Raw genomic sequence first — 25,846 nt, forward strand, 5'->3', positions numbered from 1 at the left:
CGGACCTGCTGGCGCGACCTTGGTCACAGGCCGAGGTCGCGTAGCATGTGGTCGGACATATGCGACAGCTCGCGGCGGGCGTGGCGGTGCAGGTCGTGCTGACTCGGGCCGCGTTTGTGTGTGGGGCGGGTAAAAAACCTGCTGATGGCGACCCAAAGGCTCAGCTGTGCGATCATGGTGGTCATGGCAGTCTTCCTTGCGTGATGTCCCTTAGATGTGTGCTTTTCAGGGGCAAATGACCAATTGAAACTCAAGGGGGTTGGTATAAGCTGCCTTAATGGATAAAGCGAAATCCCCCCTGCCACCCCTGCCTGCGGTGCGCGCCTTTGAGGCGGCGGCCCGGTTGAGCAGTTTCAGCCGCGCCGCGGAAGAGCTTGCGATGACGCAGGCGGCGGTCAGCTATCAGATCAAGCTGCTTGAGGATCGCGCCGGTCAGCCCCTGTTTCGGCGCCTGCCGCGTGGCGTGGTGCCAACAGCGGCGGGCAAGGCGCTGCAGCTGCAGGTTGGTGAGGCGCTGGACATGGTGCGGCGCGGCTGGGCAGAGGTGCGCGGTGGCGGTGGGCAGGAGCTGGTGATCAGCGCCATTGCCAGTTTCGCGGCCTTCATTCTGGGCCCGCGACTGGGTCTGTTTCAGGTCGCCCATCCCGGCATCACCACGCGGGTCGAGGTCAATCACCGTTACGTCGATCTGGAGGCAGGCGAGGCCAGCGTGGCCATTCGTGTCGGACATGGCAGCTGGCCCGGGTTGGCTGCGGACCTGCTGTTTCGCTCCAGCTATACGCCGTTACTGACCCCGGCCCTGATGGAGACCTATGGCCCGATCACGCAGCCAGAAGATCTGCTGGGGGTGCCCTTGGTGGATGCGGCTGATCCGGCCTGGGGGATGTGGTTCCGGGCGGCCGGTGTCGACTATGTTCCACAGGCAGAACGGCACAGTCTGGGCACTCAGGTGCTGGAGGTGCAGGCGGCCTTGGCGGGGCATGGGGCCTGCCTGCTGACCCCGGCCTATGCCAGCGGCATGATCGCCAGCGGCGCGTTGGTGCAACCGTTTGATCAGGTGACGGAGGATGATATCTCGGTGTGGCTGGCCTACCCGGAAGCGCGTCGCGCGGACCCTGCGGTTGCCGCCTTTCGCAACTGGCTGCTGGCCGAGGTTGCGGATTTCGACAGCAACTGAGGCGGCGTGGATCGCAGTGCCGGTGTCAGGGCGCGTATCAGGCGCTGGTGGCGATGGCCTGTCCCGCGGCAAAACCGGAGGCCCAGGCCCATTGGAAGTTGTAGCCGCCGAGCCAGCCTGTGACATCCACCGCCTCGCCGATCGCATAGAGGCCGGGCTGGGCCTTGGCCTCCATCGTGCGCGAGGAGAGCGCGTCGGTGTCGATCCCGCCAAGGGTCACTTCGGCAGTGCGGTAGCCCTCGGTTCCTGTCGGTTTCAGGCGCCAGTTGTTCAGCCGGTCGCACAGCGCCTGCAAGGCGGCGTCGGACTGATCTGCAAGGCGTCCCTTTAGGCTGCCATCGGCGGCGAGGTCTTCGACCAGCCGGGCGGGCAGGTGGCGCGCAAGCTCGGTGGTCAGATCCTTGCGCCCGCTTTGCTGACGCTGGTCGCGCAGGGCGCTGAACAGGTCGAAGTCGGGCAGCAGATGCGCGGTGATTTCCTCGCCTTCGTGCCAGTAGCTGGAGATCTGCAGCACCGCCGGGCCCGACAGGCCGCGATGGGTGAACAGCAGCGCCTCGTCAAAGCTGGCGCGCGCGTTCGACAGGCGCGCGGGCAGGGCGACGCCGGCCAGCGGCTTGAACCGGTCCGCGCCAAACGTGAAGGGCACGAGGCCAGGGCGGGTGTCCAGCACCGGCAGGTCGAATTGCTGTGCGATGTCATAGGCCAACCCGGTGGCGCCCATCTTGGGGATTGATTTGCCGCCGGTGGCCAGCACCAGGTTCTGCGCGGTGACGGTGATCGGTTTGCCCTCGCGCTCCAGCCGGACCGTGTATCCACCGGCGCCGTGGCGCACATCCACCACCGAGGTTTGCAGCCACAGATCCGCGCCCGCATCGCGCAGTTCCTTCACCAGCATGGCAACGATTTGGCGGGCCGAGTCATCGCAAAACAGCTGCCCGAGGGTTTTTTCGTGCCAGGCGATGCCGTGGCGGGTGACCAGGTCGATGAAATCCCACTGTGTGTAGCGGGCCATGGCCGATTTGCAGAAATGCGGGTTCTGCGAGATGTAGTTCTCGGGTGTGGCATACATATTGGTGAAGTTGCAGCGCCCGCCGCCGGAGATGCGGATCTTCTCGCCCGGGTTCTTGGCGTGGTCCACCACCAGACAATCGCCGCCCGCATGAGCCGCACACATCATGCCAGCTGCGCCGGCGCCGAGAATCAGGGTCTTGATCTGCATGAGCCGCATCGACCACGAAAGCTGTGTCCGCGCAAGCATCGCCGCTGCGGGCAATTGTGGTCGCTACGGGGCCGAACTGCGGTAATTTCCCGTGTGATCGGGGAGGAAGTGACTGGCCTGCGCAGCGTTATCAGGTTACACTTTATGTAATAAGTCCCGCAAATGGGACATTTTCGAGGCAAAACCGGCGCTGATTTCAGCGCCCAATCAAGGCAGTGAACCCATGACTGAGATGGTCTATGGCGCGCTCCCCGCGCAAGAAGGGGAGCCGATTCTTCCCAAATGGTGGCGAACACTGGACAAGTGGACGATGACCTTTGTGGTCACATTGTTCATTGTCGGGCTTCTGCTGGGCTTGGCGGCCTCGGTGCCGCTGGCGGCCCGCAACGGGTTTGACAATTTCCATTATGTGCAACGTCAGGCCTTCTTTGGCTGTACCGCGCTGGTGGCGATGGTGCTGACCTCGATGATGTCCCCGACACTGGTGCGACGGCTGGCTGTGATCGGATTTGTCTGTGCCTTTGTCGCGATGGCCTTGCTGCCGATCTTCGGCACCGATTTCGGCAAGGGGGCTGTGCGCTGGTACAGCCTTGGGTTTGCCTCGCTGCAACCGTCGGAATTCCTGAAGCCGGGCTTCATCGTGCTGGCCGCCTGGATGATCGCGGCGAGCCATCAGATCTATGGCCCGCCGGGCACCTTGCTGTCCTTTGGGCTGTGTCTGTCGGTGGTGATGCTGCTGGTGATGCAGCCGGACTTTGGTCAGGCCTGTCTGATCCTCTTTGGCTGGGGCGTGATGTATTTCGTCGCCGGGGCGCCGATGCTGCTGCTGGTGGGCATGGCGGCTGTGGTGATTTTTGGCGGCGTTATCGCCTATTCGAACTCCGAACACTTTGCCCGTCGTATTGATGGCTTCCTGAGCCCGGATCTCGACCCGACCACGCAGCTGGGCTATGCCACCAACGCCATTCGCGAGGGCGGCCTGTTTGGTGTTGGCGTCGGTGAGGGGCAGGTGAAATGGTCCCTGCCGGATGCGCATACCGATTTCATTATCGCCGTGGCGGCCGAGGAATACGGGCTTGTGCTCGTGTCGATCATTATCTTCCTCTACGCCATGATCGTCGTGCGGTCGTTGTTCCGCCTGATGCGCGAGCGGGATACATTCATCCGTCTGGCGGGGGCCGGTCTGGCCTGCTCCTTTGGTGTTCAGGCGATGATCAACATGGGGGTTGCGGTGCGGCTTCTGCCCGCGAAAGGCATGACTTTGCCGTTCGTGAGCTATGGTGGCTCCTCCCTGATTGCAGGCGGCATCGCAATGGGTATGCTCTTGGCCTTCACCCGGTCCCGACCTCAGGGCGAAATCGCGGACGCTTTGCGCGGACGTGGGCGCGGATAAGAGAGGTGGGCCGGTCAACGGATAAGAACGCGAAGGCAGGCACGAGATGACACAGAAACTGCTCCTGATGGCGGCGGGCGGCACCGGGGGGCATATGTTCCCCGCGCAGGCGCTGGCAGAGGCGATGTTGCGCAAGGGCTGGCGGGTGAAGCTCTCCACCGATGCGCGCGGCGCGCGCTACACTGGCGGCTTTCCCCATTCGACCGAAATCTCCGAGGTGCCTTCGGCCACATTTGCCCGTGGCGGGCTGCTGGCCAAGGCGCTGGTGGGGCCGAAGATCCTGTCGGGCGTGGCGCAGATGGCACTGGACATGAGGCGCGACCGTCCCGATGCGGTGGTGGGCTTTGGCGGCTACCCGTCGATCCCGGCGCTGGGTGCGGCGACGCTGTTGGGCCTGCCACGGATGATCCACGAACAGAACGGCGTGCTGGGCAAGGTGAACCGCAAGTTCGCCACGCGTGTGGCGCAGGTGGCCTGCGGTGTCTGGCCTACGGACCTGCCGGACGGCGCGCAGGGCGTTCATGTGGGCAATCCGGTTCGCGGCGCGGTGCTGGAACGTCAGGGTGCGCCCTATATTCCGCCCGGGGATTACCCGATGTCGATCCTGGTGATCGGCGGCAGCCAAGGCGCGCGCATCCTGTCCGACGTGGTGCCAGAAGCAATTCTGGCCCTGCCGCCCGAGCTGCGCCAGCATATGCGGATCAGCCACCAGGCGCGCGGCGAGGATGAGGCGCGGGTGGCCAAGGTCTATGCCGACAATGGTATTGATGCCGACGTGCAGCCGTTCTTTACCGATGTGCCGTCGCGCATTTCCGAGGCGCAGCTGGTGATATCGCGCTCGGGCGCGTCGTCGATTGCCGATATTTCCGTCATCGGGCGGCCCTCGATCCTGATCCCGCTGGCCTCGGCCGCTGGCGATCACCAGACCGCCAATGCGCGCGGGCTGGTTGAGGCCGGAGGTGCCATCCGCATCCCCGAAAGCGCCCTTGACAGCAACAGCCTGGCAGAGCAGATCGCCGCTGTTCTGACCCATCCGCAAGGGGCCACCCAGATGGCCAATGCGGCGATGAACGCCGGAATACCCGATGCCACGGATCGTCTCGTGGCGCTTGTTGAACACTTGTCCGAGGAAGCTGCCCCATGACCCCTGCCACCAAACTGCCCGGCGACGTCGGCCCGATCCATTTTGTCGGTATCGGTGGCATCGGCATGTCCGGCATCGCCGAAGTGCTGTTGAACCTTGGCTATGTGGTGCAGGGGTCCGACCTGAAGTCCTCCAAGATCACCCAGCGGCTGGAGACCCTCGGGGCGACCGTGTTTGAGGGCCAGCGGGCTGAGAATCTGGAAAACGCCGAGGTGGTTGTGACTTCCTCCGCGATCAAACCCGGCAATGCCGAACTGGACGAGGCCCGTGCGCGCGGCCTGCCGGTGGTGCGCCGGGCCGAAATGCTGGCGGAACTGATGCGGCTCAAGTCCAACATCGCCATCGGCGGCACCCACGGCAAGACCACCACCACCACTATGATGGCCGAGCTGATGGTCGCGGGGGGCTTTGATCCGACCGTGGTCAACGGCGGCATTATTCATGCCTATGGCTCCAACGCGCGCATGGGGCAGGGCGAGTGGATGGTGGTCGAGGCCGACGAGAGTGACGGCACCTTCAACCGGCTGCCCGCCACCATCGCCGTGGTGACCAATATCGACCCCGAGCATATGGAACACTGGGGCGACTTTGATCGCCTGCGCGACGGGTTTTATGAGTTTGTCTCCAACATCCCCTTCTATGGCCTTGCGGTCTGCTGCACCGACCACGCAGAGGTGCAGGCGCTGGTGGGACGGATTTCGGATCGCCGCGTGGTGACCTATGGCTTCAACGCGCAGGCGGACGTACGTGCGGTGAACCTGACCTACAAAGGCGGGGTGGCGCATTTCGACGTGCTGCTGCAGGCCGAAGGGCAGAAGATCGAAGGTTGCACCCTGCCGATGCCGGGCGATCACAACGTCTCCAACGCGCTGTCGGCAGTGGCGGTGTGTCGTCATCTGGGCATGAAGCTGGATGAGATTCGCACGGCGCTGGCGGCCTTTGGCGGCGTGAACCGGCGCTTCACCAAGGTGGGCGAAGTCGACGGCGTTACCATCATCGACGATTACGGCCACCACCCGGTAGAGATTGCTGCCGTGTTGAAGGCGGCGCGTCAGGCCATCGGCAGTGAGGGTGAGGGCCGTGTTATCGCGGTGCATCAGCCACACCGGTATTCGCGCCTGTCGAGCCTGTTCGATGATTTCTGCGCCTGTTTCAATGACGCCGATGTAGTCGCCATCGCCGAAGTCTTCGCCGCCGGTGAAGACCCCATCGAAGGCGCGGGCCGCGACGATCTGGTGGCGGGGCTGATCCGTCATGGGCACCGTCATGCGCGCGCGATCCTCAACGAAGACGACCTGCTGCGGCTGGTGCGCGAACAAGCCCGCCCCGGCGACATGGTTGTCTGCCTCGGCGCCGGTACGATTTCCGCCTGGGCGAACGGGCTGCCCGAAAGGCTGCAGGGGTGAGGCGGCGCGCACTCCGGGCCGTGGTGGCAGAGGGGAGGGACGCATGATGTCGCTCTCGCTCCTTGCCGCCGTGGTCTGGGTGCTCTGCGCCAGCGTGGTGGCGTTCCTGCCACTGCGCTATCAGCGTCCGCCGGGACTGCTGTTGCTCTTGGTGGCGCCGCTGTTGATCTGGCTGCTGTATCGTGATTTCGGCCTGCTGGCGGCGGGCTTTGGCCTGTTTGCGCTGCTGTCGATGTTTCGCAAGCCGCTCTCCGCCTTGCTGCGTCGCGCTGCTGTTGGGCGCGAGACCGGAGGGCCACGCCCATGAACACCTCCCTGATCCTGGCCTGTCTCTGGGTGGTGCTGGCCAACCTGCTGGCGATGATCCCGTCAAAGGACAACCACTGGTCCCGCGCCTATGTGCTGATTGCCATTGGCATTCCGCTCCTTGGCTATGTGACCTATGAGAACGGCCCCTGGTGGGGGTTGGCGATGCTGGTGGCGGGCATGTCGATCCTGCGCTGGCCGGTGATCTATCTGGTGCGCTGGCTGCGCGGTGTGCGGCGCGGATAGGCGGAGGCCGTCTGGTCTACGGTCCTCGACGCGCGCTATGCGGCGCAGATCCAAAGGCGGCGAAACACGCGCAAACGGCAGGTGGAGTGGGCTCTGGGGTTTTCCTTCGCGCGGGCATGGCCTAAACCCGCGTTGAAACCAGAAGTGAGCCGTGATGACCGATCTTCCAGCCGTGCGCGGGCGCCTGACGCCGAACCGAGACCTCTGTGACCTCACATGGCTGCGTGTGGGCGGGCCTGCGGATTATCTGTTCCAGCCCGCCGATCTACAGGACTTGCAGGATTTCCTGCGGGATCTGCCAGCGGATGTGGAGGTTTTTCCCATGGGGGTGGGGTCGAACCTGATCGTGCGGGATGGTGGTTTGCGGGCGGTGGTGATCCGGCTGGGGCGCGGTTTCAACACGATCAAAGTCGAAGGCGACACCGTGACCGCAGGCGCGGCGGCGCTGGACGGCCATGTGGCGCGCAAGGCCGCAGAGGCGGGTGTCGATCTGACCTTTCTGCGCACCATTCCCGGCAGTATCGGCGGGGCGGTGCGGATGAACGCGGGCTGCTATGGCGCTTATGTAGCGGATGTCTTTGTCTCGGCTCAGGTGGTGTTGCGGGATGGCAGCGTAAAGACCCTGACGGCGGAAGATCTGCAGTTCGAGTATCGCCAGACCGACCTGCCGGAGGGTGCCGTTCTGGTGTCGGCCACCCTGCGCGGACCTGCGGGCGCGCCCGAAGCGCTGGCGGCGCGCATGGAGGAGCAGCTGCGCAAGCGCGACGAAAGCCAGCCCACCAAGGAGCGTTCGGCAGGATCGACATTCCGCAATCCGGCGGGATTTTCCTCGACCGGCAAGGCCGATGACGTGATGGACCTCAAGGCCTGGAAGGTGATCGACAACGCCGGCCTGCGCGGCGCGACCCTTGGCGGGGCACAGATGAGTGAGAAGCATTCCAACTTCATGATTAACACGGGTGGCGCAACCGCCGCAGATTTGGAACAGTTGGGCGAAAATGTGCGAAAAAAGGTTTACGCGGACTCCGGCATTTGGCTAAAGTGGGAAATCATGCGTATAGGCGATCCCAAGCGAGTGTGATCCAGGAAAATTCAGCGATTTCAATAACCTGACCCGGTGCGGCCAATTTGCGTCCCGTCAGGTTTGCGCAAGCGCAGATGCTGAAGTCCCGAACGTGCGGGAAACTTGGTGAACAGCCTTTGTGTTTTGGCCCTGTCACGGGGCGCGCAGGTGTGATGTTGCCATCGGGATGCAGGTCTCATGGTGTTGAAGGCCGAGGTCTTTGCGGGAGCCGGAAAACCGGCACCGGAATAATTATAAAGGGCAACAATGCCCGGTAGAAATTGAGGCAGTGATCGTGGGTGGAGCGAGCAGAACACTCCCGAAGGTTGCGATGTTGATGGGTGGCCCCTCCGCCGAGCGGGAGGTGTCTCTGTCCACGGGGCGTGAATGCGCCGGCGCACTGAGGGGAGAAGGCTACGAGGTGGTCGAGGTCGATGCAGGCCCGGACCTTGTGGCGCAACTGCAGGACATCAAGCCGGATGTGGTTTTCAACGCGCTGCATGGCCGTTGGGGCGAGGACGGCTGTGTGCAGGGCATTCTGGAATGGATGCGCATTCCCTATACGCACTCCGGTGTGCTGGCCTCGGCGCTGGCGATGGACAAGGAACGCTCCAAGGCGACCTATCGCACCGCCGGTCTGCCGGTGGTGGACAGCGTGATCGCCGCCAAGGACGAGGTGATGGCGCGCCATGTGATCGCGCCGCCCTATGTGGTGAAGCCCAACAATGAAGGCTCCTCTGTCGGGATCTATATCGTGCATGAGGCGGCCAACAGCCCGCCGCAGCTGTCCCAGGAAATGCCCGCGCAGGTGATGGTGGAGACCTATGCGCCGGGGCGTGAGTTGACGGTCACGGTGATGGGCGAGCGGGCGCTTTGCGTGACGGATATCATCACCGATGGCTGGTATGACTACGAGGCGAAATATGCCGACGGTGGCTCGCGCCACGTGTTGCCCGCCGAGGTTCCCGAAGAGATCACCCAGCTGTGTCTCGATTATGCGATCCGCGCGCATGACGTGCTGGGCTGCCGGGGCCTGTCGCGCACCGATTTCCGCTGGGATGAGGCGCGTGGCACCGACGGGCTGATCCTGCTTGAAACCAACACGCAGCCGGGCATGACGCCAACCTCGCTGACACCTGAGCAGGCGCAGCATTGCGGTCTGAGCTTTGGCCAGCTGTGTGCCTGGCTGGTGGAGGATGCGTCATGCGAGCGCTGACATCACGCAGGTCCAAAGCACATGCGGCCGAGAACAAGGCCGATCCGGCGCCGTCGCGTCTGAAGTATCGTGTTCAGCGCTGGATGCTGACGCCGGGTATCCGCATGGGGCTGCGCGTGGGCCTTCCGGTCTGCGCGATACTGGCTGCTGCCGGGGGCTACCTGGCGAGCGAAGCGCGGCGCGACCATCTGGTTGGACTTTATACCGAGGCCCGCGCGGCCTTTGAGACGCGGCCTGAGTTCATGGTCAACGTGATGGCCATCGACGGCGCAGGGGAGAGCGTGGCGACGGACATCCGCGAGGTGACCTCGCTGGATCTGCCGCTCAGTTCCTTTGATCTGGACCTTGCGGCCATTCGCGATCTGATCGTCGGGCTGGACCCGGTGAAAACCGCAGCCGTGCGCATCCGTCCGGGCGGCATTCTGCAGGTGGATGTGGTGGAGCGTCAGCCCGCCATCGTCTGGCGCAGCCGCGACGGGCTGGCTCTGCTGGATGAAACGGGCGCTTTTGTTGCCGAGCTGGGCCAGCGCGGGTTGCATCCCAACCTGCCATTGATTGCGGGCAGGGGCGCGGACCGGGCTGCCGTGGAGGCGCTGAAGCTGTTCGCAGCTGCGCGTCCCCTGGGGGAACGCCTGCGCGGCATTGTTCGTGTGGGGGAGCGGCGCTGGGATGTGGTGCTGGACCGTGGCCAACGCATTCAGTTGCCGGTTGAACGCCCGGTTGCGGCGTTGGAGCGTGTGATCGCTGTCAGCGAAGTGAAGGACCTATTGGAACGGGATGTGGCGATCGTGGACTTGCGCCTGCCGACCCGTCTGACCGTGCGGATGAACGCGCCAGCCGTTGAGGACTGGTGGCGCATTCGCCAATTGAACGAGAGCTCTTATTGATATGACAGACCTGTATCAATCCCAACGTGCGATGCGGCAGATGCGCCGCCAGGCCATGCAGCGCGGTGTGGTGGCCATTCTGGATGTGGGCAGTTCCAAGATCTCCTGTCTGGTGCTGCGGTTCGATGGTATCGGACGGCTGAGCGAGGACAATTCCATCGGCTCGCTGGCCGGTCAGTCGGGATTTCGCGTCATCGGCGCTGCAACGACGCGGTCGCGCGGTGTGCAGTTCGGCGAGATTTCCGCCATGCAGGAAACCGAACGGGCCATCCGCACCGCCGTGCAGGCGGCGCAGAAGATGGCCGAGGTGCGGGTGGACCACGTGATTGCCTGTTTCGCCGGTGCGACGCCGCGCTCTTACGGGCTGGACGCCACGGTGGAGCTGGAAGGCCAGGAGGTCACGGAAAACGAGATCGCCCGCGTTCTGGCCGCCTGCGAGGTGCCGGAATATGGCGCCGGACGTGAGGTGCTGCATGCGCAGCCGGTGAATTTCGCGCTTGATAACCGTTCCGGTCTTGAGGACCCGCGCGGCCAAATGGGGCAGGCACTGTCGGTCGACATGCATATGCTGACGGTAGAGGCCGCCACGATCCAGAACCTGGTGCGCTGCGTGCAGCGCTGCGATCTGGAACTGGCCGGGATTGCCTCTTCGGCCTATGTCTCTGGCGTCTCGGCGCTGGTAGAGGACGAACAGGAGCTGGGCGCGGCCTGCGTCGACATGGGCGGCGGAACCACCTCGATCTCTGTCTTCATGAAGAAGCACATGATCTATGCCGATGCGGTGCGCATGGGCGGCGACCATATCACCAGCGATATCTCGATGGGGCTGGGGGTGCCGGTGGCCACCGCTGAGCGGATCAAGACCATGTCCGGCGGCGTGCATGCCACGGGCGCGGATGACCGCGACATGATCGACATCGGTGGCGAGACCGGCGACTGGGAGCGCGACCGCCGCACCGTCAGCCGGGCGGAGCTGATCGGCATCATGCGCCCCCGGGTCGAGGAAATCCTGGAGGAGGTGCGGGTGCGGCTGGATGCAGCCGGGTTCGACCATCTGCCGAGCCAGCAGATCGTGCTGACCGGGGGCTCCAGTCAGATCCTCGGACTGGACGGTCTGGCGAGCCGCATTCTGGGCCAGCAGGTGCGTCTGGGTCGCCCGATGCGGGTGCATGGCCTGCCGCAGGCGGTGACCGGACCGGGATTCGCCTCCGCCGTCGGCATGTGCCTGTTCGCGGCTCATCCGCAGGACGAATGGTGGGATTTCGACGCGCCGGTGGACCGGATGGCGGGCGGATCGATGCGCCGCGTCGTGCGTTGGTTCAAAGACAACTGGTAATGCGCGCGGCGCTCGGCAAAGCTTTGCCGATCTGCGCCGTTTCGCGGGATCTTATCCACCGGTTACCCACAGTTTTTCCACATACCCCGTGACAGGGGTCTTCACTTGCGTTAAAAATCGTCCCAATACGCTGAAATCAGCGATGTGCGAGGCCGAGCAGGGGTTCGCAATCATATCAAGATCGGTCTGGCGTGCCTGTTCTGGCAGGCGCGGAGAGATTGTGTTTATGTATCGACCCTCTGCATACCACCATATTTCGCCTGAATGGCGATATTCGGCAAAGTCCCCCACCATTTGGCCCATATTTTGTGGGTGAATGCGCTTTTGGGGATGACGAGACTCCTGCATCGCGATAGGATTAAGGCAGAAGAGTGACAATCGACGCCCTTGCGGGAGGGCTAAAACACAGGCGGAAAAAGCATGACCCTGAACCTTTCGATGCCCGGACAAGAAGAGCTGAGCCCCAAGATCACCGTATTCGGTGTCGGCGGCGCGGGCGGCAATGCCGTCAACAATATGATCGCCAAAGAGCTCGAGGGTGTGGATTTTGTTGTGGCCAACACCGACGCGCAAGCGTTGCAGCAGAACGCGGCCAAGAGCCGGGTGCAGCTGGGTGTGAAAGTGACCGAAGGTCTGGGTGCCGGCGCGCGTGCCTCGGTCGGGTCCGCCGCTGCGGAAGAGAGCATCGAACAGATCGTGGATCACCTTGCGGGTGCGCACATGTGCTTTATCACCGCTGGCATGGGTGGCGGCACCGGCACCGGTGCGGCACCGATCATCGCGCAGGCCGCGCGTGAGCTTGGCGTGTTGACCGTTGGCGTCGTGACCAAACCCTTCCAGTTCGAAGGTGCCAAGCGGATGCGCCAGGCCGAGGAGGGTGTAGAAAACCTCCAGAAGGTCGTGGACACGCTGATCATCATTCCGAACCAGAACCTGTTCCGTCTGGCCAATGAAAAGACCACCTTCACCGAAGCGTTCTCGCTTGCGGATGACGTCCTGTATCAGGGTGTGAAGGGTGTGACCGATCTGATGGTCCGTCCGGGTCTCATCAACCTCGACTTTGCGGACGTGCGCGCCGTGATGGACGAGATGGGTAAGGCGATGATGGGCACCGGCGAGGCCGAAGGCGAAGATCGCGCCATCCAGGCCGCCGAGAAAGCCATAGCGAACCCGCTGCTGGACGAAATCTCCCTGCGCGGCGCCAAGGGTGTTCTGATCAACATCACCGGCGCGCATGACCTGACCCTGTTCGAACTGGACGAAGCGGCAAACCGCATCCGCGAAGAGGTCGATCCGGACGCCAACATCATCGTCGGCTCCACGCTGGACACGGCGATGGAAGGCAAGATGCGCGTCTCCGTGGTTGCAACCGGTATCGATGCCACCGAAGACGTCCATGACGTTCCGGTACCGCGCCGTCCGATGTCCGCGCCACTGACCAAGACCGTCAGCGTCGAGGACAACCGTCGCGCGCCGCTGGAACTGAAAGAGCCTATGGAAGCCGCTCCGGCTGTCGCAGCAGATGCGGCCACCGGGCAGGAGCCTTCGCTGTTTTCCGAGTTTGACAATGACCGTGCGGCAGCCCAGGCGCAGAACGACGAGCTGATCGAAGACGTGAACGAGAGCGCCGACGCCAATGACGGCCTGCCGCCGCCGGCATACCGCCCGCAGCCGCAAGTGCAGCCGCAACAGGTGCAGCAACAACGTGTCGCTCAGCAGCCTGCGCCGCAGCAGCACCAGCAGATGGCTCAGCCGCAACCTGCACAGCAACAGCCTGCCACGACCCAGGCCGAGGGCTTTGTCGCGCCGCGCGCTCCGGCTCCGGGTGCTCCTTCGCAGGATGCCATCGTGCGTCTGCGCGAGGCGGCGCAACGTCATCAGAGCGGCCAGCAGAAGGCTCCGCAGCATCAGCAGCAACCTGCCGCAGCGCAGCAGCAGCGCCCGGCTACGGATCCGCAGGAGCAGCGCCGGTTTGGCCTGAACTCCCTGATCAACCGGATGACCGGCCACCCGCAGGAAACCACGCAGAACCGTCCGCAGGCCGCGCAACGGACGCAACCGAGCATGCAGTCCGCGCAGCCGCAACAGGCCGAGCAGCCGCATGATGAAGATCAGGAACGCATCGAAATTCCCGCATTCCTGCGTCGTCAAGCCAACTAATTACTCACGGAAAACGATGAAAAGGCCGCCAGTTGGCGGCCTTTTTTATTTTAAATACAGTGGCTTAACATGGCCGTGGCGGTGTTCTGCCGAACTGTAATATTCATGTTTCATTTGGTTGCAAAGATTGAGTTGAGGCGCATGCATGGAGCGCTTAGGTGTACCGGCGAGATGGTCAGTGCGACCCGAACAACCCATGAGGCACCCTGTGCAGAACACGCTCAAAGCAGCAGTTACGTTTGACGGCATCGGCCTGCACTCCGGCAAGCCGGCCAAGATGGTCGTGCTTCCCGCTGCAGCGCAGCATGGTGTGACCTTCAAACGGACCGACATTGCCCTGGGCAACACAGTCATCCCGGCGCGCTGGGATATGGTGGAGCGCACGGCGCTTTGCACGCGTCTGGTGAATGCTGCCGGTGTTTCCGTCTCCACTGTCGAACACATCATGGCGGCGCTGGCCGGTTGTGGTGTGCACAACGCGCGGGTGGAGATCGACGGACCGGAAGTGCCGATCATGGACGGGTCGTCCGCTCAGTTCGTGCGTGAAATCATGGCCACCGGCATTCAGCGCCTGCACGCGCCAGTGCGCGCCTGGAAAGTGCTCAAGCCGGTGATGGTCGAAACGAAGGACGCACGGGCAACCCTGCTGCCGTGTGACCGCCTGAAGATTTCCTTTGATATCGAATTCGCCGAAGAGGGCATCGGCCATCAGAGCCGTGAACTGGACCTGCGCAACGGCACCTTCGCGCGCGAGCTGTGCGACAGCCGCACGTTTTGCCGCCGCGTCGATGTCGAGGAGATGCAGGCCAATGGTCTGGCTCTGGGCGGCGTGCCGGGTGAAAATGCCGTGGTGTTCGACGGTCCTGTCGTGCATGCGGGATCAGGTCTGCGCCATTCGGATGAACCTGTGCGCCACAAGATGCTCGACGCGCTTGGCGATCTGGCGCTGGCCGGTCTGCCGATCTTCGGCCACTACGTGGGCGAGCGTGCGGGCCATTCGATGACCAACACCCTGTTGCGCGCCTTGTTCAACGAGCCCGGCGCGGTTGCCGAGGTCACCTGTGATCCGGTCATGACTGCACGTTTGCCGGGGCAGGGGCTGGTCTGGTCCGAAATCCCCGCTCAGGTGCGCCGCGTCGCCTAAGCGTGCCACGCATGTCTTTACAATCGCATTAACGGTCGGCCTGTCGCCGGCCGTTTTTCTATGTGTGGGGGCTTCTGTAGGGATCACCGGATTTCAGGCGGATTGCGTGGGTGCAGTGCGGCATGCAGACTTGACCCTCGCAAGCTTTCTCTGCCAATTGAACGGGAGCAGCGTGAAAGGCGTTTTGCACATCATATGAATGTGCTAGACCGTGGCGACGCCGGGCGTCATGTTTGACATGGACAGTCCGGGCCGCGCCAGTGCGCAGGCAGAGGATGCGACCTGCGGGTTGTAGAACAAGACGGTGAAGTGAGGCAGGAATGATCGGCATCAGGGCAGCAGCCAAAGGGATCGGAGCGGTCGCACTGATGGCGACTCTCGCCGCATGTGGCGGTGCAGATGGCGACGCCCGGCAATCTTCTCAGAACCTGGAAGTTTATACTCCGGAACAGATCTATGAGCGCGGTGAGTTTGAGCTGGCGCGTGATCGCGAAGGGGATGCAGCCTATTATTTCTCCGAGGTTGAGCGTCTTTACCCCTATTCCGAATGGGCGAAGCAGTCGCTGATCATGCAGGCCTTCACCTACCATCAGGCCGAGGACTACGAGAACAGCCGCTCGGCGGCGCAGCGCTACATTGATTTCTACCCAACGGAAGAAGATGCAGCATATGCGCAGTATCTGCTGGCCCTGAGCTACTATGACCAGATTGACGAAGTGGGCCGCGATCAAGGGCTGACCTTCCAGGCGCTGCAATCGCTGCGGACCGTGATCGAGGTCTATCCTGACAGCGAATATGCCACCTCTGCGATCTTGAAATTCGACCTCGCCTTTGACCACCTGGCGGGCAAGGAGATGGAAATCGGGCGGTATTACCTGAAGCGTCAGCACTATACTGCGGCGATCAACCGGTTCCGCGTCGTGGTCGAGGACTTCCAGACCACATCACACACGGCCGAGGCGCTGCATCGTCTGGTCGAATCTTATCTATCGCTGGGCCTTACGGATGAGGCACAGTCTGCGGGGGCCATCCTCGGCCATAACTTCCGTTCGACCGAGTGGTATGAGGACAGTTTCAAGCTGCTGACATCGCAGGGGCTGAAGCTGAAGGATCGCGGCAACAACTGGCTTGCCAAGATCTATCGTCAAACGGTCAAGGGCGATTGGCTCTGACGGCATTTACGGGGCATCTTGATGCTGCGCGCGCTTGATATTCGCGACTTACTGATCATCGACCATCTGGAGCTTACGTTCCAGTCAGGTCTCAATGTTCTGACCGGCGAAACCGGGGCAGGCAAATCGATTCTGCTCGATTCACTGGGCTTTGTTCTCGGCTGGCGGGGGCGTGCTGCGCTGGTGCGTCAGGGTGCGGATCAAGGCGAGGTGGTGGCGGAATTTGATCTGCCCGAGGGCCATGCTGCCCGTGCCGTGCTGGAAGAGGCGGGGCTGCCTGTCTCGGACAGTCTGCTGCTGCGCCGGGTGAACACCGCTGACGGTCGCAAGACGGCCTGGGTCAATGACCGGCGCTGCTCGGGCGAGGTGCTGCGGGCGCTGTCGGACACTTTGCTGGAATTACACGGACAACATGATGACCGAGGGCTGCTGAACCCGCGTGGCCACCGGGCCATGCTGGATGAGTTCGCCGGTGTCGACGCCTTGGTCGGCGAGGTCCGCACAGCCTGGACCGCGACGGCAAAGGCGCGCAAACGGGTCGAGGAAACCCGCGCAGCACTTGAGGCGGTGCGGGCGGAAGAGGAATTCCTGCGCCATTCTGTGGGCGAGCTTGACCAGTTGAACCCGGAGCCGGGCGAGGATGAGAGCCTCGATGCGCGTCGTCGTCAGATGCAGGCGGCTGAACGTATTCGCGGCGATATCGCCCGTGCGCATAGCCTGCTGTCCGAGGGGGCCGAGGGCACCATGGGCGAAGCACAGCGCTGGCTGGAGGCGGTGGCCGGAGATGCGGGCGAGGCGCTGGACGCGCCGCTGGCAGCCCTGAGCCGCGCGATGATAGAGCTGGGCGAGGCGCAGGACGGTGTGGAACGCGTCCTCGAGGGGCTGGAGTTCAATCCCGGCGATCTTGAGGATTGCGAGGAGCGTCTGTTTGCGATCCGCGCTCTGGCGCGCAAGCATAATGTGCAGCCCGATGATCTGGCCGACTACGCCGATGTGCTGCGTGAAAAGTTGCAGGCGCTGGACGCAGGCGATCAGAACCTGGCCGATCAGGAACTGGCGCTGAAATCGGCAGAGGCAACCTATGCCACGGCAGCAGATCGGCTGTCGGCCAAGCGCCGGGACAGCGCCGCGACGCTGGATGCAGCCGTGATGGCGGAGCTGGCGCCACTGAAAATGGAACGCGCGGTGTTTGAGACCCTCATCACCCCGGCCGAGGCAGGACCAGAAGGCGTGGATGCGGTGGCCTTTACCGTGGCGACCAACCCCGGTGCGCCTGCGGGACCGCTGAACAAGATCGCGTCGGGCGGTGAGCTGAGCCGCTTCCTGCTGGCGCTGAAGGTCTGCCTGCGCGGTGAGGATTCGGCCAAGACGCTGATTTTTGACGAGATCGACCGCGGCGTGGGCGGCGCCACGGCAGATGCGGTTGGCCGCCGCCTCAAGGCGCTGGCCGATGGCAGTCAGGTGCTGGTGGTGACCCATTCGCCACAGGTTGCCGCACAGGGCGCCCATCACTGGCGGGTGCAGAAGTCCGTAGAGGATGGCGTAACCCTGTCACAGGTGGTGCCCCTGAGCGCTGATGACCGCGTGGATGAGATCGCCCGCATGGTGTCGGGCGACAGGATCACACCGGAGGCACGGGCCGCCGCCAAGGCTCTTTTGCAAGGCGATTAAAGATTTACCGCACGGATAGAACTGTTTGCTAAAGTTATTGGGTCCCGCGCGACTGATTTATCGGTGAATTGATCGGAGAACCCCAATGCCGCGATTGCAAAGCACGGCCCTGTCCTCATATCTCGCCCAGACACGGGCGACGCTGAAGGACGCACGGCGTGTGCTGCTGCATCGCGGACCGAGCCAGCTGCAGTTCTGGCTGATCGCATTGGTGATTGGTGTGCTTGCCGGTTTTGCCGCCCTGTTCTTCCGCAAGGGGATCACGGCGCTGCAGGGCGCTGTCTACGGTGCCGAAGACCTTGACTACCTTCATAGTTTTGCGGCGACCTTGCCCTGGTATCTGCTGTTGCTCGTGCCGGTAATGGGCGGGCTTGCGGTGGGGGTGATCCTGCATCGGTTCACGCCGGATGGTCGCGTGCGCTCTGTTGCCGATGTCATCGAGGGCGCCGCGCTGCGCGACGGGCGGGTGGAAATCCGCGAAGGTCTTGCATCGGCCTGCGCCTCCTTTCTGACGCTCTCCACCGGGGGGTCCTCCGGACGGGAGGGGCCGGTGGTCCATATCGCCGGTATGATCTCCACCTGGGTGAGCGACCGTATTCGTGCTGATGGGGTCACGGGGCGGGATTTGCTGGGCTGTGCGGTGGCTGCAGCGGTTTCAGCCAGCTTCAACGCGCCGATCGCCGGGGCCCTGTTTGCCATGGAGGTGGTGCTGCGGCACTTCTCGGTCAACACCTTTGCGCCCATCGTGGTGGCCTCGGTGGCGGGCACGGTGATCAACCGGCTGGAATACGGCGATGTGACAGAATTCGTGCTGACCACGCCCGGCGCGCTGCAGTTCTATGTTGAGCTGCCCGCATTTCTGATCCTCGGGGTGATTTGCGGCGTGGTGGCCGTGCTGCTGATGCATTCGATCTTTCTGGCAGACCGGCTGGGAACGGCGGTGCAGAGTGCGCTTGGCGTGCCGCGTTGGCTGCGCCCTGCGGCGGCGGGTTTCCTGCTTGGGCTCATTGCGATCTGGTTTCCCCATATTATCGGGGTTGGTTACGAAACCACCGTTCTGGCGCTGTCGGGCCAGCTGCTGTTGAGCCAGGCGATCCTCTTTACCATCGTGAAGGCTGCGGCAGTGTCCATCACCATGGGCGGACGCATGGGCGGCGGCGTGTTCTCTCCGTCGCTGATGGTGGGCGCGTTGACCGGGCTGGCCTTCGGGATCATCGCCACCGCCACGCTGCCCGATGTCTCCGGGACACATACGCTCTATGCGTTTGCCGGAATGGGGGCAGTGGCCGCAGCGGTTCTGGGCGCGCCGATTTCCACCACGCTGATCGTGTTTGAGCTGACAGGTGACTGGCAGATCGGTTTGGCTGTGATGGTCTCCGTTTCCATGTCCACGGCGCTGGCCTCGCGTCTGGTGGATCGGTCTTTCTTCCTGACCCAGCTGGAAAAACGCAACCTGCGCTGTTCGGCGGGCCCTCAGGCCTATCTGCTTGGCACCCTGCTGGTGGGCAAGGTGATGCGGCCGCTGTCGGCATCCGACCCGGAGAGCGCGCAGGCGCTGATGGATGAAGGCATTGCAATCAGCCCCCTGGCGACGCTTGAGGCGGCGCTGCCGATCTTTGACCGGGCAGGGGTGGAGTTCATCCCGGTGGTGGACGAAGAGGAGCGGTCAGAAGAGACCGGAGAGCCGCAGCTGACGCTGATCGGGGTGATCCATCATCTGGACGCGCTGAAGGCCTATAACCGGGCGCTGGTGGCGATTTCCGCAGAAGAGCATCGCTGACGTGGCAATTCGGGTCTGACGCGGCGATCGCGCAATGGCCCTTTACTTTGACATTCGGGCACATGCTCATCGGTACATTCCAAGCGGCTCGGTGCCGCGCATTTGAATGTCGGCGATGCCAAAGCGGTGTCAATACGCAAGCAGGGTTCAGGGATGGAACAGGCCGCTGAGGTGAGTGCGGTTCTGTTGCGGTTCGTGCGCGGCGGACATGACCACGCGACCCTGCATGTCAATTTCTCATAATAAATTTTCGCAAACGCAGCGTCAAATTTCGCTGATATGCAATAAGCCAATTCTAGGTTTGAACCCGTCCGCATTTTATACTTGATAACAAAGGTTAATCCGGGCACTTAATATTACTAAAAGATTAACAATGGCAGGCATCGGGTGGACGAAAATAATGCGTGCTTGGGCAGATGACCTCGCAGAGGTCGCGTCCTTCGGGACAACCAAAGAGCAGGAAAATGAGCGGGCGGCACTAACCGCCCTCATAGACTATGTTGTTGAAACAACTTGCGATTCCCAGTCTAGCATTGGGAGGGACGGGGCCGATGACCTGCGTCGAAGTCTGAGCGCAGCGGTGCTTTCAGCGTAAGTCTCGGACCATCTCAACTGTGGTCAGATCATGCATTCCGCGAATGTGTCTCCGGAAACGGGGGGGGCAGAACTGCGGTCTGCGACCTGCTGTTTTATTCACGAAAATGGAATGCGGAGCGTCCGGGGACTGAGAAAACCCAGGAGTGTTGCAAAAAAGCCGGACGCAATTGCCCGGCTTTCTATATCCTGTTTCTTGTGAATTGGTATGGTTTGCACCACTCCAATTTCAATCACAGTATCAGTCTATTGAGGGGGATCTCTGCGATTTCAGACCTGTTCAACTTTGACAGAGTCGAGATGCAGGAACGCGAGATGACCTTTGATCTCGGTCACGGCCTCCAGTGGGGCCTCATAGCTCCAGACCGCGTTTTCGGTCACGGAGGATTTGTTGACGATGGAATAGTAGCTCGCGTCGCCCTTGTGCGGGCAATGGGTTGTCTTGTCGGATTTGTCGAGGAAGGCCATGGCGATATCTTCCCTGGGGAAGTAGATCACCGGGGCCAGATCGCCCTCGCTCAGTTCCAGTGCGTTCGAGGTCTCGCCCAGAACGGCGCCGCCCGAACGGACAACCCATCTGCCTGTCGCTTTGCGGATCGTGATCTTGCTCATCGGGTTCCCCCTCCTTCTAGCTTTGGTAAGGCTTCTGCCCGGTCAATGTAACAGTCGAATATCAGAGCGGCGCACAGGCCGTCTCCAACCACTTGGCCGCAGTTGCGCTGAGGCGCGGTGCGATGTTGCGGTATACGTCTGCGTGATAGCTGTTGAGCCAGTCGCGCTCACCCGTTGACAGCATCTCGGGCACCACCAATCGGTGGTCGATGGGCGCAAAGGTCAATGTGCGCCACGCGTGCATCTTGCGGTCTGCGTCGCTGGTGTCAAGGGGGGCAGCGTCCTCGACCACCAGGAGATTTTCGATCCGGATGCCAAAGGCGCCCTCGCGGTAGTAGCCGGGCTCGTTCGACAGGATCATGCCGGGCTCCAGCGGCACGGTATTGAGCCGCGACAGCCCCTGCGGGCCCTCATGCACGCTGAGATAGGCGCCGACGCCATGGCCTAGCCCATGGTTGAAGTCCTGACCGGCCATCCACAGAGGCAGGCGGCCGATCGCCTCCAGCTCGCGCCCTGACCGCCCCTCGGGCCAGCGCAGGCGGGAGATCGCGATCATGCCCTGCAGCACGCGGGTGAAGGCTTCGGCCTCGTCGCGCCCCGGGGTGCCGATGGCGATGGTACGGGTGATGTCGGTGGTGCCGTCGAGATACTGCCCACCGCTGTCCAGCACCAGCAGGTGGCCGTCCTGCAGCGTCGTGTTGGTCTCCTCGGTGACCCGGTAGTGCATCACCGCGCCATTGGGGCCGGTGCCGGAGATGGTCTCGAAACTGATGTCGCGCAAGCTCGGATCGGCAGCGCGGAAGCCTTCGAGGGTTTTGACCACGTCGATCTCGGTGATGCTGCCGGGGGGCTGCGCGTCGAGCCAGGCGAGGGTTTCCACCACGGCGGCGCCATCACGCAGATGGGCGGCGGCGCTGCCGGCGATCTCGGCGGCGTTCTTGCGCGCCTTGGGCAGAGCGCAGGGATCGCCGGTCATGGCCATGCGTCCCTCGAGGAGGTTGGCAAGCGCTTGCGGCAGGCTGCGCTCGTCCACCGCGACCTGTCCGTTGAGGCCCGCGACCGCATCGGAAAACCTGTCCGGCGCGTGGCAGGTGACATGGGCACCGAGGTCGAGGCCGCCGAGTTTTTGCGCCTCCATGAAGAGGTCCACACACCCGTCGCTGTGCAGGATGGCAAAGCCATGCGCCACCGGGTTGCGCGGGATGTCGGCGCCGCGGATGTTCAAGAGCCACATGATGCTGTCGGGCAGGGTGATGACGGCGGCGGACTGGCCGCCCTTGCGCAGGCCTTCGGCCAGCCGCGCGGCTTTGGCGGCGGCGCTTTCGCCGGCAATGTCCTCGGGGTGCGCGGTGGCGGGCTGCATCGGCGGCGCAGGCTGGTTGTCCCAGATGCGATCCACCAGATTATCCGTCTCCACCAGCGTGATGCCACTGCCCTTGAGGCGTGTCGTCAGTTCGCGGATTTCGCGCGCGGCGTGCAGCCAGGGGTCATAGGCGAGTGTGCCGCCCTCGGGCAGCTGTTCCACCAGCCAGTCGCCCAGCGTGACCTCGGGCCAGGGCACGGGGGTATAGACATCGGCCACCTGCCGCTTCACCTGGGTGCGGTAGCGCCCGTCGATGAAGACGCCGGCACTGTCACGCAGCGCGGCGCAGAAGCCCGCAGAGCCGGTAAAGCCGGTGAGCCACGACAGGCGTTCGTCGCGCGGGGCGACATATTCGCCCTGATGGGCATCGGCGCGGGGGATCAGGAAGCCGTCATAGCCGTCTTTCTCCAGCTCCGCGCGCAGGGCGGCAAGCCGGTCCGGGCCTTGCTCGGGGCGTGCGGTGACGTCGAAGGTCTGGAACATCTCTCTCTCCTGAATGCGGAGCCCGGACCCGAAAGGCGGGCAGCAGGCAAGAATGTGGGGCATCGGTGCTGCCGCTGCGGCGGCCGGGTTACGGCGCGCGGTGACCGGGAGTTGTTTTGTTACAGATCACGCCTGCGCAGACAAGCCCATGTGACGTGATGACTGTGGAGCGTCGGGGGGGGGGCTCCCGCCCGTTGCCCAGCCTCCCTTGCAGGACCCCGGGCGCCCGTTGGGCCGGGCGCCGCGCCTCCCGAGGGGAGGCGCGGCGCGGTTGCGCCTTGATTGGGCCGAAGCGCGACGGTCGCATGGGCGTGCGGGCGCCGCCCGCCGCAGGCGGATGCGATGTCAGCTGACCTTGCGCATGCCCATAACGCGGGCACGGGCGCGCGGGTCGCTGTCAAACAGCGCGGCCAGCTGTTCGGTCATGGCACCGGCCAGCTGCTCCACATCGGTGATCGTCACCGCACGGTCATAATAGCGGGTCACGTCATGGCCGATGCCGATCGCCAGCAGTTCCACCTGCTTTTTCTTCTCCACCATGGCGATCACGTCGCGCAGGTGTTTCTCAAGATAGTTGGCCGGGTTCACCGAGAGCGTGGAATCATCCACCGGCGCGCCATCGGAGATCACCATGAGGATCTTGCGCGCCTCGGGACGGCCCGCCATGCGGCGATGGGCCCATTCCAGTGCCTCGCCGTCGATGTTCTCCTTCAGGAGGCCTTCCTTCATCATCAGACCAAGGTTCGGGCGCACCCGGCGCCAGGGCGCATCGGCGCTCTTGTAGATGATGTGGCGCAGGTCGTTCAGACGCCCGGGCAGCTGCGGGCGACCGTCGTTGAGCCAAGCCTCGCGCGACAAGCCGCCTTTCCAGGCTTTGGTGGTGAAGCCGAGGATTTCCACCTTGACGTTACAGCGCTCCAGCGTGCGGGCCAGAACGTCGGCGCAGATCGCGGCGATGGAGATCGGGCGACCGCGCATCGAGCCGGAGTTGTCCAGCAGCAGCGTCACCACGGTATCGCGGAATTCGGTGTCCTTCTCGACCTTGAACGACAGGGGCGTCGTGGGGTTGGCCACCACGCGCGCCAGTCGGCCCGCGTCCAGAACGCCTTCTTCCTTGTCGAACTCCCAGGAGCGGTTCTGCTGTGCCTGCAGGCGCCGCTGCAGCTTGTTGGCGAGACGCGAGACCGCGCCTTTCAGCGGCTCCAGCTGCTGGTCGAGATAGGCGCGCAGCCGTTCCAGCTCCTGCGGTTCGGCGAGGTCTTCGGCGGCGATTTCCTCGTCATGGGTGTCCAGGAAGACCCGGTAATCCGGGTCGGCGTCCGAGACCGGCTGCGGTGCGGGCGGCTCCAGCGGCGCTTCGCCGTCGGGCATCTCGGTCTCGTCGGTGACCTCTTCCTCGGCCATGTCGTCGGCGGAGACCTGCGCCTGGCTTTCGTCCTGTTGCTGCTCCTGCGCCTGCTCGGGGGAGGCGTCGGCCTCTTCCTCGTCGCTGTCGTCCTGACCGGAGCTGTCAGGCTGTTCCTCTTCCTCGGCGGTCTCTTCCGACTCGTCGTTCATCTCGTCATCGAGATCATCCGGGTCGTCGCCCAGCTGGTCACCATAGCCGAGATCGGAAATCACCCGCCGGGCGAATTTGGCAAAGGCGGCCTGATCGGCAATGGTCTCATCGAGGTTTTCCAGCGTCTCGCCCGCTTGCGCCTCGATGAAACCGCGCCACAGGTCCATCACGTTGGCCGCGGCCTCGGGCAGAGGTCTGCCGGTGGCGAGGTGGCGGATCAGGTAGCCGGCGGAGACTGCCAGTGGCGCCTCGGAAGCGGAGGTCACCTGATCGTAGCCGCGCCGCAGCGCTTCGGTCTTGATCTTGACGTCGATGTTGGAGGCGGTGCCGGGCATGTCGCGGGCGCCCACGGCCTCGCAACGGGCGCTTTCCATCGCGTCATAGAGTTCGCGCGCCATGTCGCCGGAGGGGGCATAGCGGCTGGCGACGCTCTCGTCATGATACTTGCGGCGCAGGGCGAGTGCGTCGGCGGTGCCACGGGCCAGCAGTACTTCCTCGCGGGTCATCCGGCGCGAGACCTGCGGCAGGCGCATGGTGTCGCCGCTCATGCCCGAGGGGTCGACCGAGTAGTTCACCGTCAGTTCGGTGTCATCGGCCATCACCTTGGTGGCCTCGGCGAGGGCCTTCTTGAACGGATCTGCCGGGTTGTCGTTTGGTTTGCTCATGAACCGGTGCTCCTACGGGGCAAGCATTCGTCCTTTGCGCGGCGCTGTCCAGTCATTTGAAAAATGACCGTCCCCGCCCCGCCGGGGGCGGGGTGCCGAGGCCCCCGTCGAGGGGGCCTCGGCACCGGTCGGACGGCGAAGCCGTCCGATCCCCGCTCCTTAGCCGAGGCTGACGTTTGCAGCACTTTCGGGCAGTTCTTCGTCAAAGCAGCGCTGATAGAACTCCGCCACGGTCTGGCGTTCCAACTCGTCGCATTTGTTGAGGAAGGACAGGCGGAAGGCATAGCCTACGTCGCGGAAGATCTCGGCGTTCTGGGCCCAGTTGATCACCGTCCGCGGCGACATCACGGTGGAGAGGTCGCCGTTCATGAAGGCGGTGCGGGTCAGGTCGGCAACCGTCACCATGCGGGCGATCTGCTGACGGCCCTCGGCGGTGTTGTAATGCGGCGCCTTCGACAGCACGATCGCGGTTTCCGCATCATGGCTGAGGTAGTTCAGCGTTGCCACCAGCGACCAGCGGTCCATCTGGGCCTGGTTGATCTGCTGAGTGCCGTGATAGAGTCCGGTGGTGTCGCCGAGGCCCACGGTATTGGCGGTGGCAAACAGGCGGAAGAACGGGTTCGGCGTGATGATCTCGTTCTGATCGAGGAGCGTCAGCTTGCCGTCATGTTCCAGCACCCGCTGGATCACGAACATCACGTCGGCGCGGCCGGCGTCATATTCGTCGAACACGATCGCCACCGGGTTGCGCAGGGCCCAGGGCAGGATGCCCTCGTGGAACTCGGTGACCTGCTTGCCGTCGCGCAGCTTGATCGCGTCCTTGCCGATGAGGTCGATCCGGGAGATGTGGCTGTCGAGGTTGACCCGCACGGAGGGCCAGTTCAGGCGCGCGGCGACCTGTTCGATATGGGTGGATTTGCCGGTGCCGTGGTAGCCCTGGATCATCACACGGCGGTTGTGGCTGAAGCCTGCAAGGATCGCCAGCGTGGTGTCGGGGTCGAACTTGTAGGTCGAATCCATGGCCGGCACCCGGTCGGAGCCCGCAGCGAAGCCCTTTACCGTCATGTCGGTGTCGATGCCAAAGACCTCGCGGACCGAGATCGTCTCGGTGGGTTTTGCGTTCATGTCCTGCAGGCCGTTGGTCATAGGTGTCAGTCCTTGTCTTGTCAGTCTCGGCGCGGGCGTGGTGGCGTCTGTCAGGCGGCCCGTCGGTCAATCTCGGGATGCGTCTTGCGCACAATCGCAGGATTG

The 25,846-nt window shown here is 63.6% G+C and carries 21 protein-coding genes; 15 read left to right on the plus strand and 6 right to left on the minus strand.

All coding sequences use genetic code 11. The features are described from left to right. Positions 1–23: 23 nt before the first annotated feature. Positions 24–185, minus strand: a complete 162-nt coding sequence (locus R1T40_RS02195) for a DUF1127 domain-containing protein (RefSeq protein WP_317385715.1) — start codon at positions 183–185, stop codon at positions 24–26. A gap of 92 nt (positions 186–277) precedes the next feature. Here R1T40_RS02195 and R1T40_RS02200 point away from each other — a divergent pair, with 92 nt between their 5' ends. Continuing rightward, positions 278–1,177, plus strand: a complete 900-nt coding sequence (locus R1T40_RS02200) for a LysR substrate-binding domain-containing protein (protein ID WP_317385716.1) — start codon at positions 278–280, stop codon at positions 1,175–1,177. 37 nt (positions 1,178–1,214) lie between these two features. Here R1T40_RS02200 and R1T40_RS02205 read toward each other — a convergent pair whose 3' ends face one another. Continuing rightward, on the minus strand, positions 1,215–2,396 hold the full coding sequence (locus tag R1T40_RS02205; RefSeq protein WP_317385717.1) for a BaiN/RdsA family NAD(P)/FAD-dependent oxidoreductase: 1,182 nt from the start codon (positions 2,394–2,396) through the stop codon (positions 1,215–1,217). Between the two features lie 223 nt (positions 2,397–2,619). On the opposite strand from R1T40_RS02205, the gene ftsW reads away from it, so the two are divergent. The 14 genes from ftsW to R1T40_RS02275 all read left to right on the plus strand — a co-directional run bounded on the left by ftsW (position 2,620) and on the right by R1T40_RS02275 (position 19,320). Continuing rightward, positions 2,620–3,789 (plus strand): putative lipid II flippase FtsW, encoded by a 1,170-nt coding sequence (ftsW, locus tag R1T40_RS02210; RefSeq protein ID WP_106163314.1) that lies wholly within the window; start codon positions 2,620–2,622, stop codon positions 3,787–3,789. A 46-nt stretch (positions 3,790–3,835) separates the two neighbouring features. Beyond that, positions 3,836–4,933 (plus strand): UDP-N-acetylglucosamine--N-acetylmuramyl-(pentapeptide) pyrophosphoryl-undecaprenol N-acetylglucosamine transferase, encoded by a 1,098-nt coding sequence (locus R1T40_RS02215; RefSeq protein ID WP_317385718.1) that lies wholly within the window; start codon positions 3,836–3,838, stop codon positions 4,931–4,933. After that, positions 4,930–6,339, plus strand: a complete 1,410-nt coding sequence (gene murC / locus R1T40_RS02220) for a UDP-N-acetylmuramate--L-alanine ligase (RefSeq protein WP_317385719.1) — start codon at positions 4,930–4,932, stop codon at positions 6,337–6,339. The genes R1T40_RS02215 and murC overlap by 4 nt, the downstream gene beginning before the upstream one ends. A gap of 43 nt (positions 6,340–6,382) precedes the next feature. Next, a complete protein-coding gene (locus R1T40_RS02225; protein ID WP_317385720.1) occupies positions 6,383–6,646 on the plus strand; it encodes a DUF2484 family protein in 264 nt (87 codons plus the stop codon). After that, positions 6,643–6,891, plus strand: a complete 249-nt coding sequence (locus R1T40_RS02230; protein ID WP_106163318.1) for a DUF2484 family protein — start codon at positions 6,643–6,645, stop codon at positions 6,889–6,891. The genes R1T40_RS02225 and R1T40_RS02230 overlap by 4 nt, the downstream gene beginning before the upstream one ends. Before the next feature lie 154 nt (positions 6,892–7,045). Beyond that, positions 7,046–7,972 carry a UDP-N-acetylmuramate dehydrogenase gene (gene murB, locus R1T40_RS02235; protein ID WP_317385721.1) on the plus strand — a complete coding sequence of 309 codons (927 nt, stop codon included), beginning with the start codon at positions 7,046–7,048 and terminating at the stop codon, positions 7,970–7,972. Positions 7,973–8,285: 313 nt separating this feature from the next. Beyond that, complete coding sequence (locus tag R1T40_RS02240; RefSeq protein ID WP_243394978.1) at positions 8,286–9,170, plus strand: D-alanine--D-alanine ligase; 885 nt, start codon at positions 8,286–8,288, stop codon at positions 9,168–9,170. After that, complete coding sequence (locus R1T40_RS02245) at positions 9,158–10,057, plus strand: cell division protein FtsQ/DivIB (RefSeq protein WP_317385722.1); 900 nt, start codon at positions 9,158–9,160, stop codon at positions 10,055–10,057. Before R1T40_RS02240 ends, R1T40_RS02245 begins: the two co-directional genes overlap by 13 nt. A gap of 1 nt (position 10,058) precedes the next feature. Then, positions 10,059–11,393 (plus strand): cell division protein FtsA, encoded by a 1,335-nt coding sequence (gene ftsA / locus R1T40_RS02250; protein ID WP_106163321.1) that lies wholly within the window; start codon positions 10,059–10,061, stop codon positions 11,391–11,393. Positions 11,394–11,813: 420 nt separating this feature from the next. After that, positions 11,814–13,553, plus strand: coding sequence for a cell division protein FtsZ (gene ftsZ, locus R1T40_RS02255; protein WP_317385723.1), 1,740 nt, complete (start codon positions 11,814–11,816; stop codon positions 13,551–13,553). Between the two features lie 196 nt (positions 13,554–13,749). Continuing rightward, positions 13,750–14,697 carry a UDP-3-O-acyl-N-acetylglucosamine deacetylase gene (gene lpxC, locus R1T40_RS02260; RefSeq protein ID WP_317385724.1) on the plus strand — a complete coding sequence of 316 codons (948 nt, stop codon included), beginning with the start codon at positions 13,750–13,752 and terminating at the stop codon, positions 14,695–14,697. Between the two features lie 320 nt (positions 14,698–15,017). Then, entirely contained in the window at positions 15,018–15,869 is an 852-nt protein-coding gene (locus R1T40_RS02265; RefSeq protein ID WP_106163324.1) for an outer membrane protein assembly factor BamD, read from the plus strand. A 21-nt stretch (positions 15,870–15,890) separates the two neighbouring features. After that, positions 15,891–17,540, plus strand: a complete 1,650-nt coding sequence (gene recN, locus R1T40_RS02270; RefSeq protein WP_106163325.1) for a DNA repair protein RecN — start codon at positions 15,891–15,893, stop codon at positions 17,538–17,540. Between the two features lie 85 nt (positions 17,541–17,625). Next, positions 17,626–19,320 carry a chloride channel protein gene (locus tag R1T40_RS02275; RefSeq protein ID WP_317385725.1) on the plus strand — a complete coding sequence of 565 codons (1,695 nt, stop codon included), beginning with the start codon at positions 17,626–17,628 and terminating at the stop codon, positions 19,318–19,320. A gap of 864 nt (positions 19,321–20,184) precedes the next feature. Here R1T40_RS02275 and R1T40_RS02280 read toward each other — a convergent pair. From R1T40_RS02280 to cobS, 4 genes are all read right to left on the minus strand, one after another. After that, on the minus strand, positions 20,185–20,526 hold the full coding sequence (locus R1T40_RS02280; protein ID WP_317385726.1) for a DUF427 domain-containing protein: 342 nt from the start codon (positions 20,524–20,526) through the stop codon (positions 20,185–20,187). 61 nt (positions 20,527–20,587) lie between these two features. After that, positions 20,588–22,372 (minus strand): aminopeptidase P family protein, encoded by a 1,785-nt coding sequence (locus tag R1T40_RS02285; protein WP_317385727.1) that lies wholly within the window; start codon positions 22,370–22,372, stop codon positions 20,588–20,590. Between the two features lie 345 nt (positions 22,373–22,717). Then, a complete protein-coding gene (gene cobT / locus R1T40_RS02290; protein ID WP_317385728.1) occupies positions 22,718–24,595 on the minus strand; it encodes a cobaltochelatase subunit CobT in 1,878 nt (625 codons plus the stop codon). Between the two features lie 159 nt (positions 24,596–24,754). After that, positions 24,755–25,741, minus strand: a complete 987-nt coding sequence (cobS, locus tag R1T40_RS02295) for a cobaltochelatase subunit CobS (protein WP_317385729.1) — start codon at positions 25,739–25,741, stop codon at positions 24,755–24,757. Positions 25,742–25,846 lie beyond the last annotated feature (105 nt).

The sequence above is a fragment of the Tritonibacter scottomollicae genome, assembly GCF_032924845.1.
Lineage (GTDB): Bacteria > Pseudomonadota > Alphaproteobacteria > Rhodobacterales > Rhodobacteraceae > Epibacterium > Epibacterium scottomollicae.

What these genes read in the sequence shown, in the direction of transcription:
- R1T40_RS02195 (WP_317385715.1), bottom strand. Translation starts at nt 185, where the DNA reads ATGACCACCATGATCGCACAGCTGAGCCTTTGGGTCGCCATCAGCAGG.
- R1T40_RS02200 (WP_317385716.1), top strand. Translation starts at nt 278, where the DNA reads ATGGATAAAGCGAAATCCCCCCTGCCACCCCTGCCTGCGGTGCGCGCC.
- R1T40_RS02205 (WP_317385717.1), bottom strand. Translation starts at nt 2,396, where the DNA reads ATGCAGATCAAGACCCTGATTCTCGGCGCCGGCGCAGCTGGCATGATG.
- ftsW (WP_106163314.1), top strand. Translation starts at nt 2,620, where the DNA reads ATGACTGAGATGGTCTATGGCGCGCTCCCCGCGCAAGAAGGGGAGCCG.
- R1T40_RS02215 (WP_317385718.1), top strand. Translation starts at nt 3,836, where the DNA reads ATGACACAGAAACTGCTCCTGATGGCGGCGGGCGGCACCGGGGGGCAT.
- murC (WP_317385719.1), top strand. Translation starts at nt 4,930, where the DNA reads ATGACCCCTGCCACCAAACTGCCCGGCGACGTCGGCCCGATCCATTTT.
- R1T40_RS02225 (WP_317385720.1), top strand. Translation starts at nt 6,383, where the DNA reads ATGATGTCGCTCTCGCTCCTTGCCGCCGTGGTCTGGGTGCTCTGCGCC.
- R1T40_RS02230 (WP_106163318.1), top strand. Translation starts at nt 6,643, where the DNA reads ATGAACACCTCCCTGATCCTGGCCTGTCTCTGGGTGGTGCTGGCCAAC.
- murB (WP_317385721.1), top strand. Translation starts at nt 7,046, where the DNA reads ATGACCGATCTTCCAGCCGTGCGCGGGCGCCTGACGCCGAACCGAGAC.
- R1T40_RS02240 (WP_243394978.1), top strand. Translation starts at nt 8,286, where the DNA reads ATGTTGATGGGTGGCCCCTCCGCCGAGCGGGAGGTGTCTCTGTCCACG.
- R1T40_RS02245 (WP_317385722.1), top strand. Translation starts at nt 9,158, where the DNA reads ATGCGAGCGCTGACATCACGCAGGTCCAAAGCACATGCGGCCGAGAAC.
- ftsA (WP_106163321.1), top strand. Translation starts at nt 10,059, where the DNA reads ATGACAGACCTGTATCAATCCCAACGTGCGATGCGGCAGATGCGCCGC.
- ftsZ (WP_317385723.1), top strand. Translation starts at nt 11,814, where the DNA reads ATGACCCTGAACCTTTCGATGCCCGGACAAGAAGAGCTGAGCCCCAAG.
- lpxC (WP_317385724.1), top strand. Translation starts at nt 13,750, where the DNA reads ATGAGGCACCCTGTGCAGAACACGCTCAAAGCAGCAGTTACGTTTGAC.
- R1T40_RS02265 (WP_106163324.1), top strand. Translation starts at nt 15,018, where the DNA reads ATGATCGGCATCAGGGCAGCAGCCAAAGGGATCGGAGCGGTCGCACTG.
- recN (WP_106163325.1), top strand. Translation starts at nt 15,891, where the DNA reads ATGCTGCGCGCGCTTGATATTCGCGACTTACTGATCATCGACCATCTG.
- R1T40_RS02275 (WP_317385725.1), top strand. Translation starts at nt 17,626, where the DNA reads ATGCCGCGATTGCAAAGCACGGCCCTGTCCTCATATCTCGCCCAGACA.
- R1T40_RS02280 (WP_317385726.1), bottom strand. Translation starts at nt 20,526, where the DNA reads ATGAGCAAGATCACGATCCGCAAAGCGACAGGCAGATGGGTTGTCCGT.
- R1T40_RS02285 (WP_317385727.1), bottom strand. Translation starts at nt 22,372, where the DNA reads ATGTTCCAGACCTTCGACGTCACCGCACGCCCCGAGCAAGGCCCGGAC.
- cobT (WP_317385728.1), bottom strand. Translation starts at nt 24,595, where the DNA reads ATGAGCAAACCAAACGACAACCCGGCAGATCCGTTCAAGAAGGCCCTC.
- cobS (WP_317385729.1), bottom strand. Translation starts at nt 25,741, where the DNA reads ATGACCAACGGCCTGCAGGACATGAACGCAAAACCCACCGAGACGATC.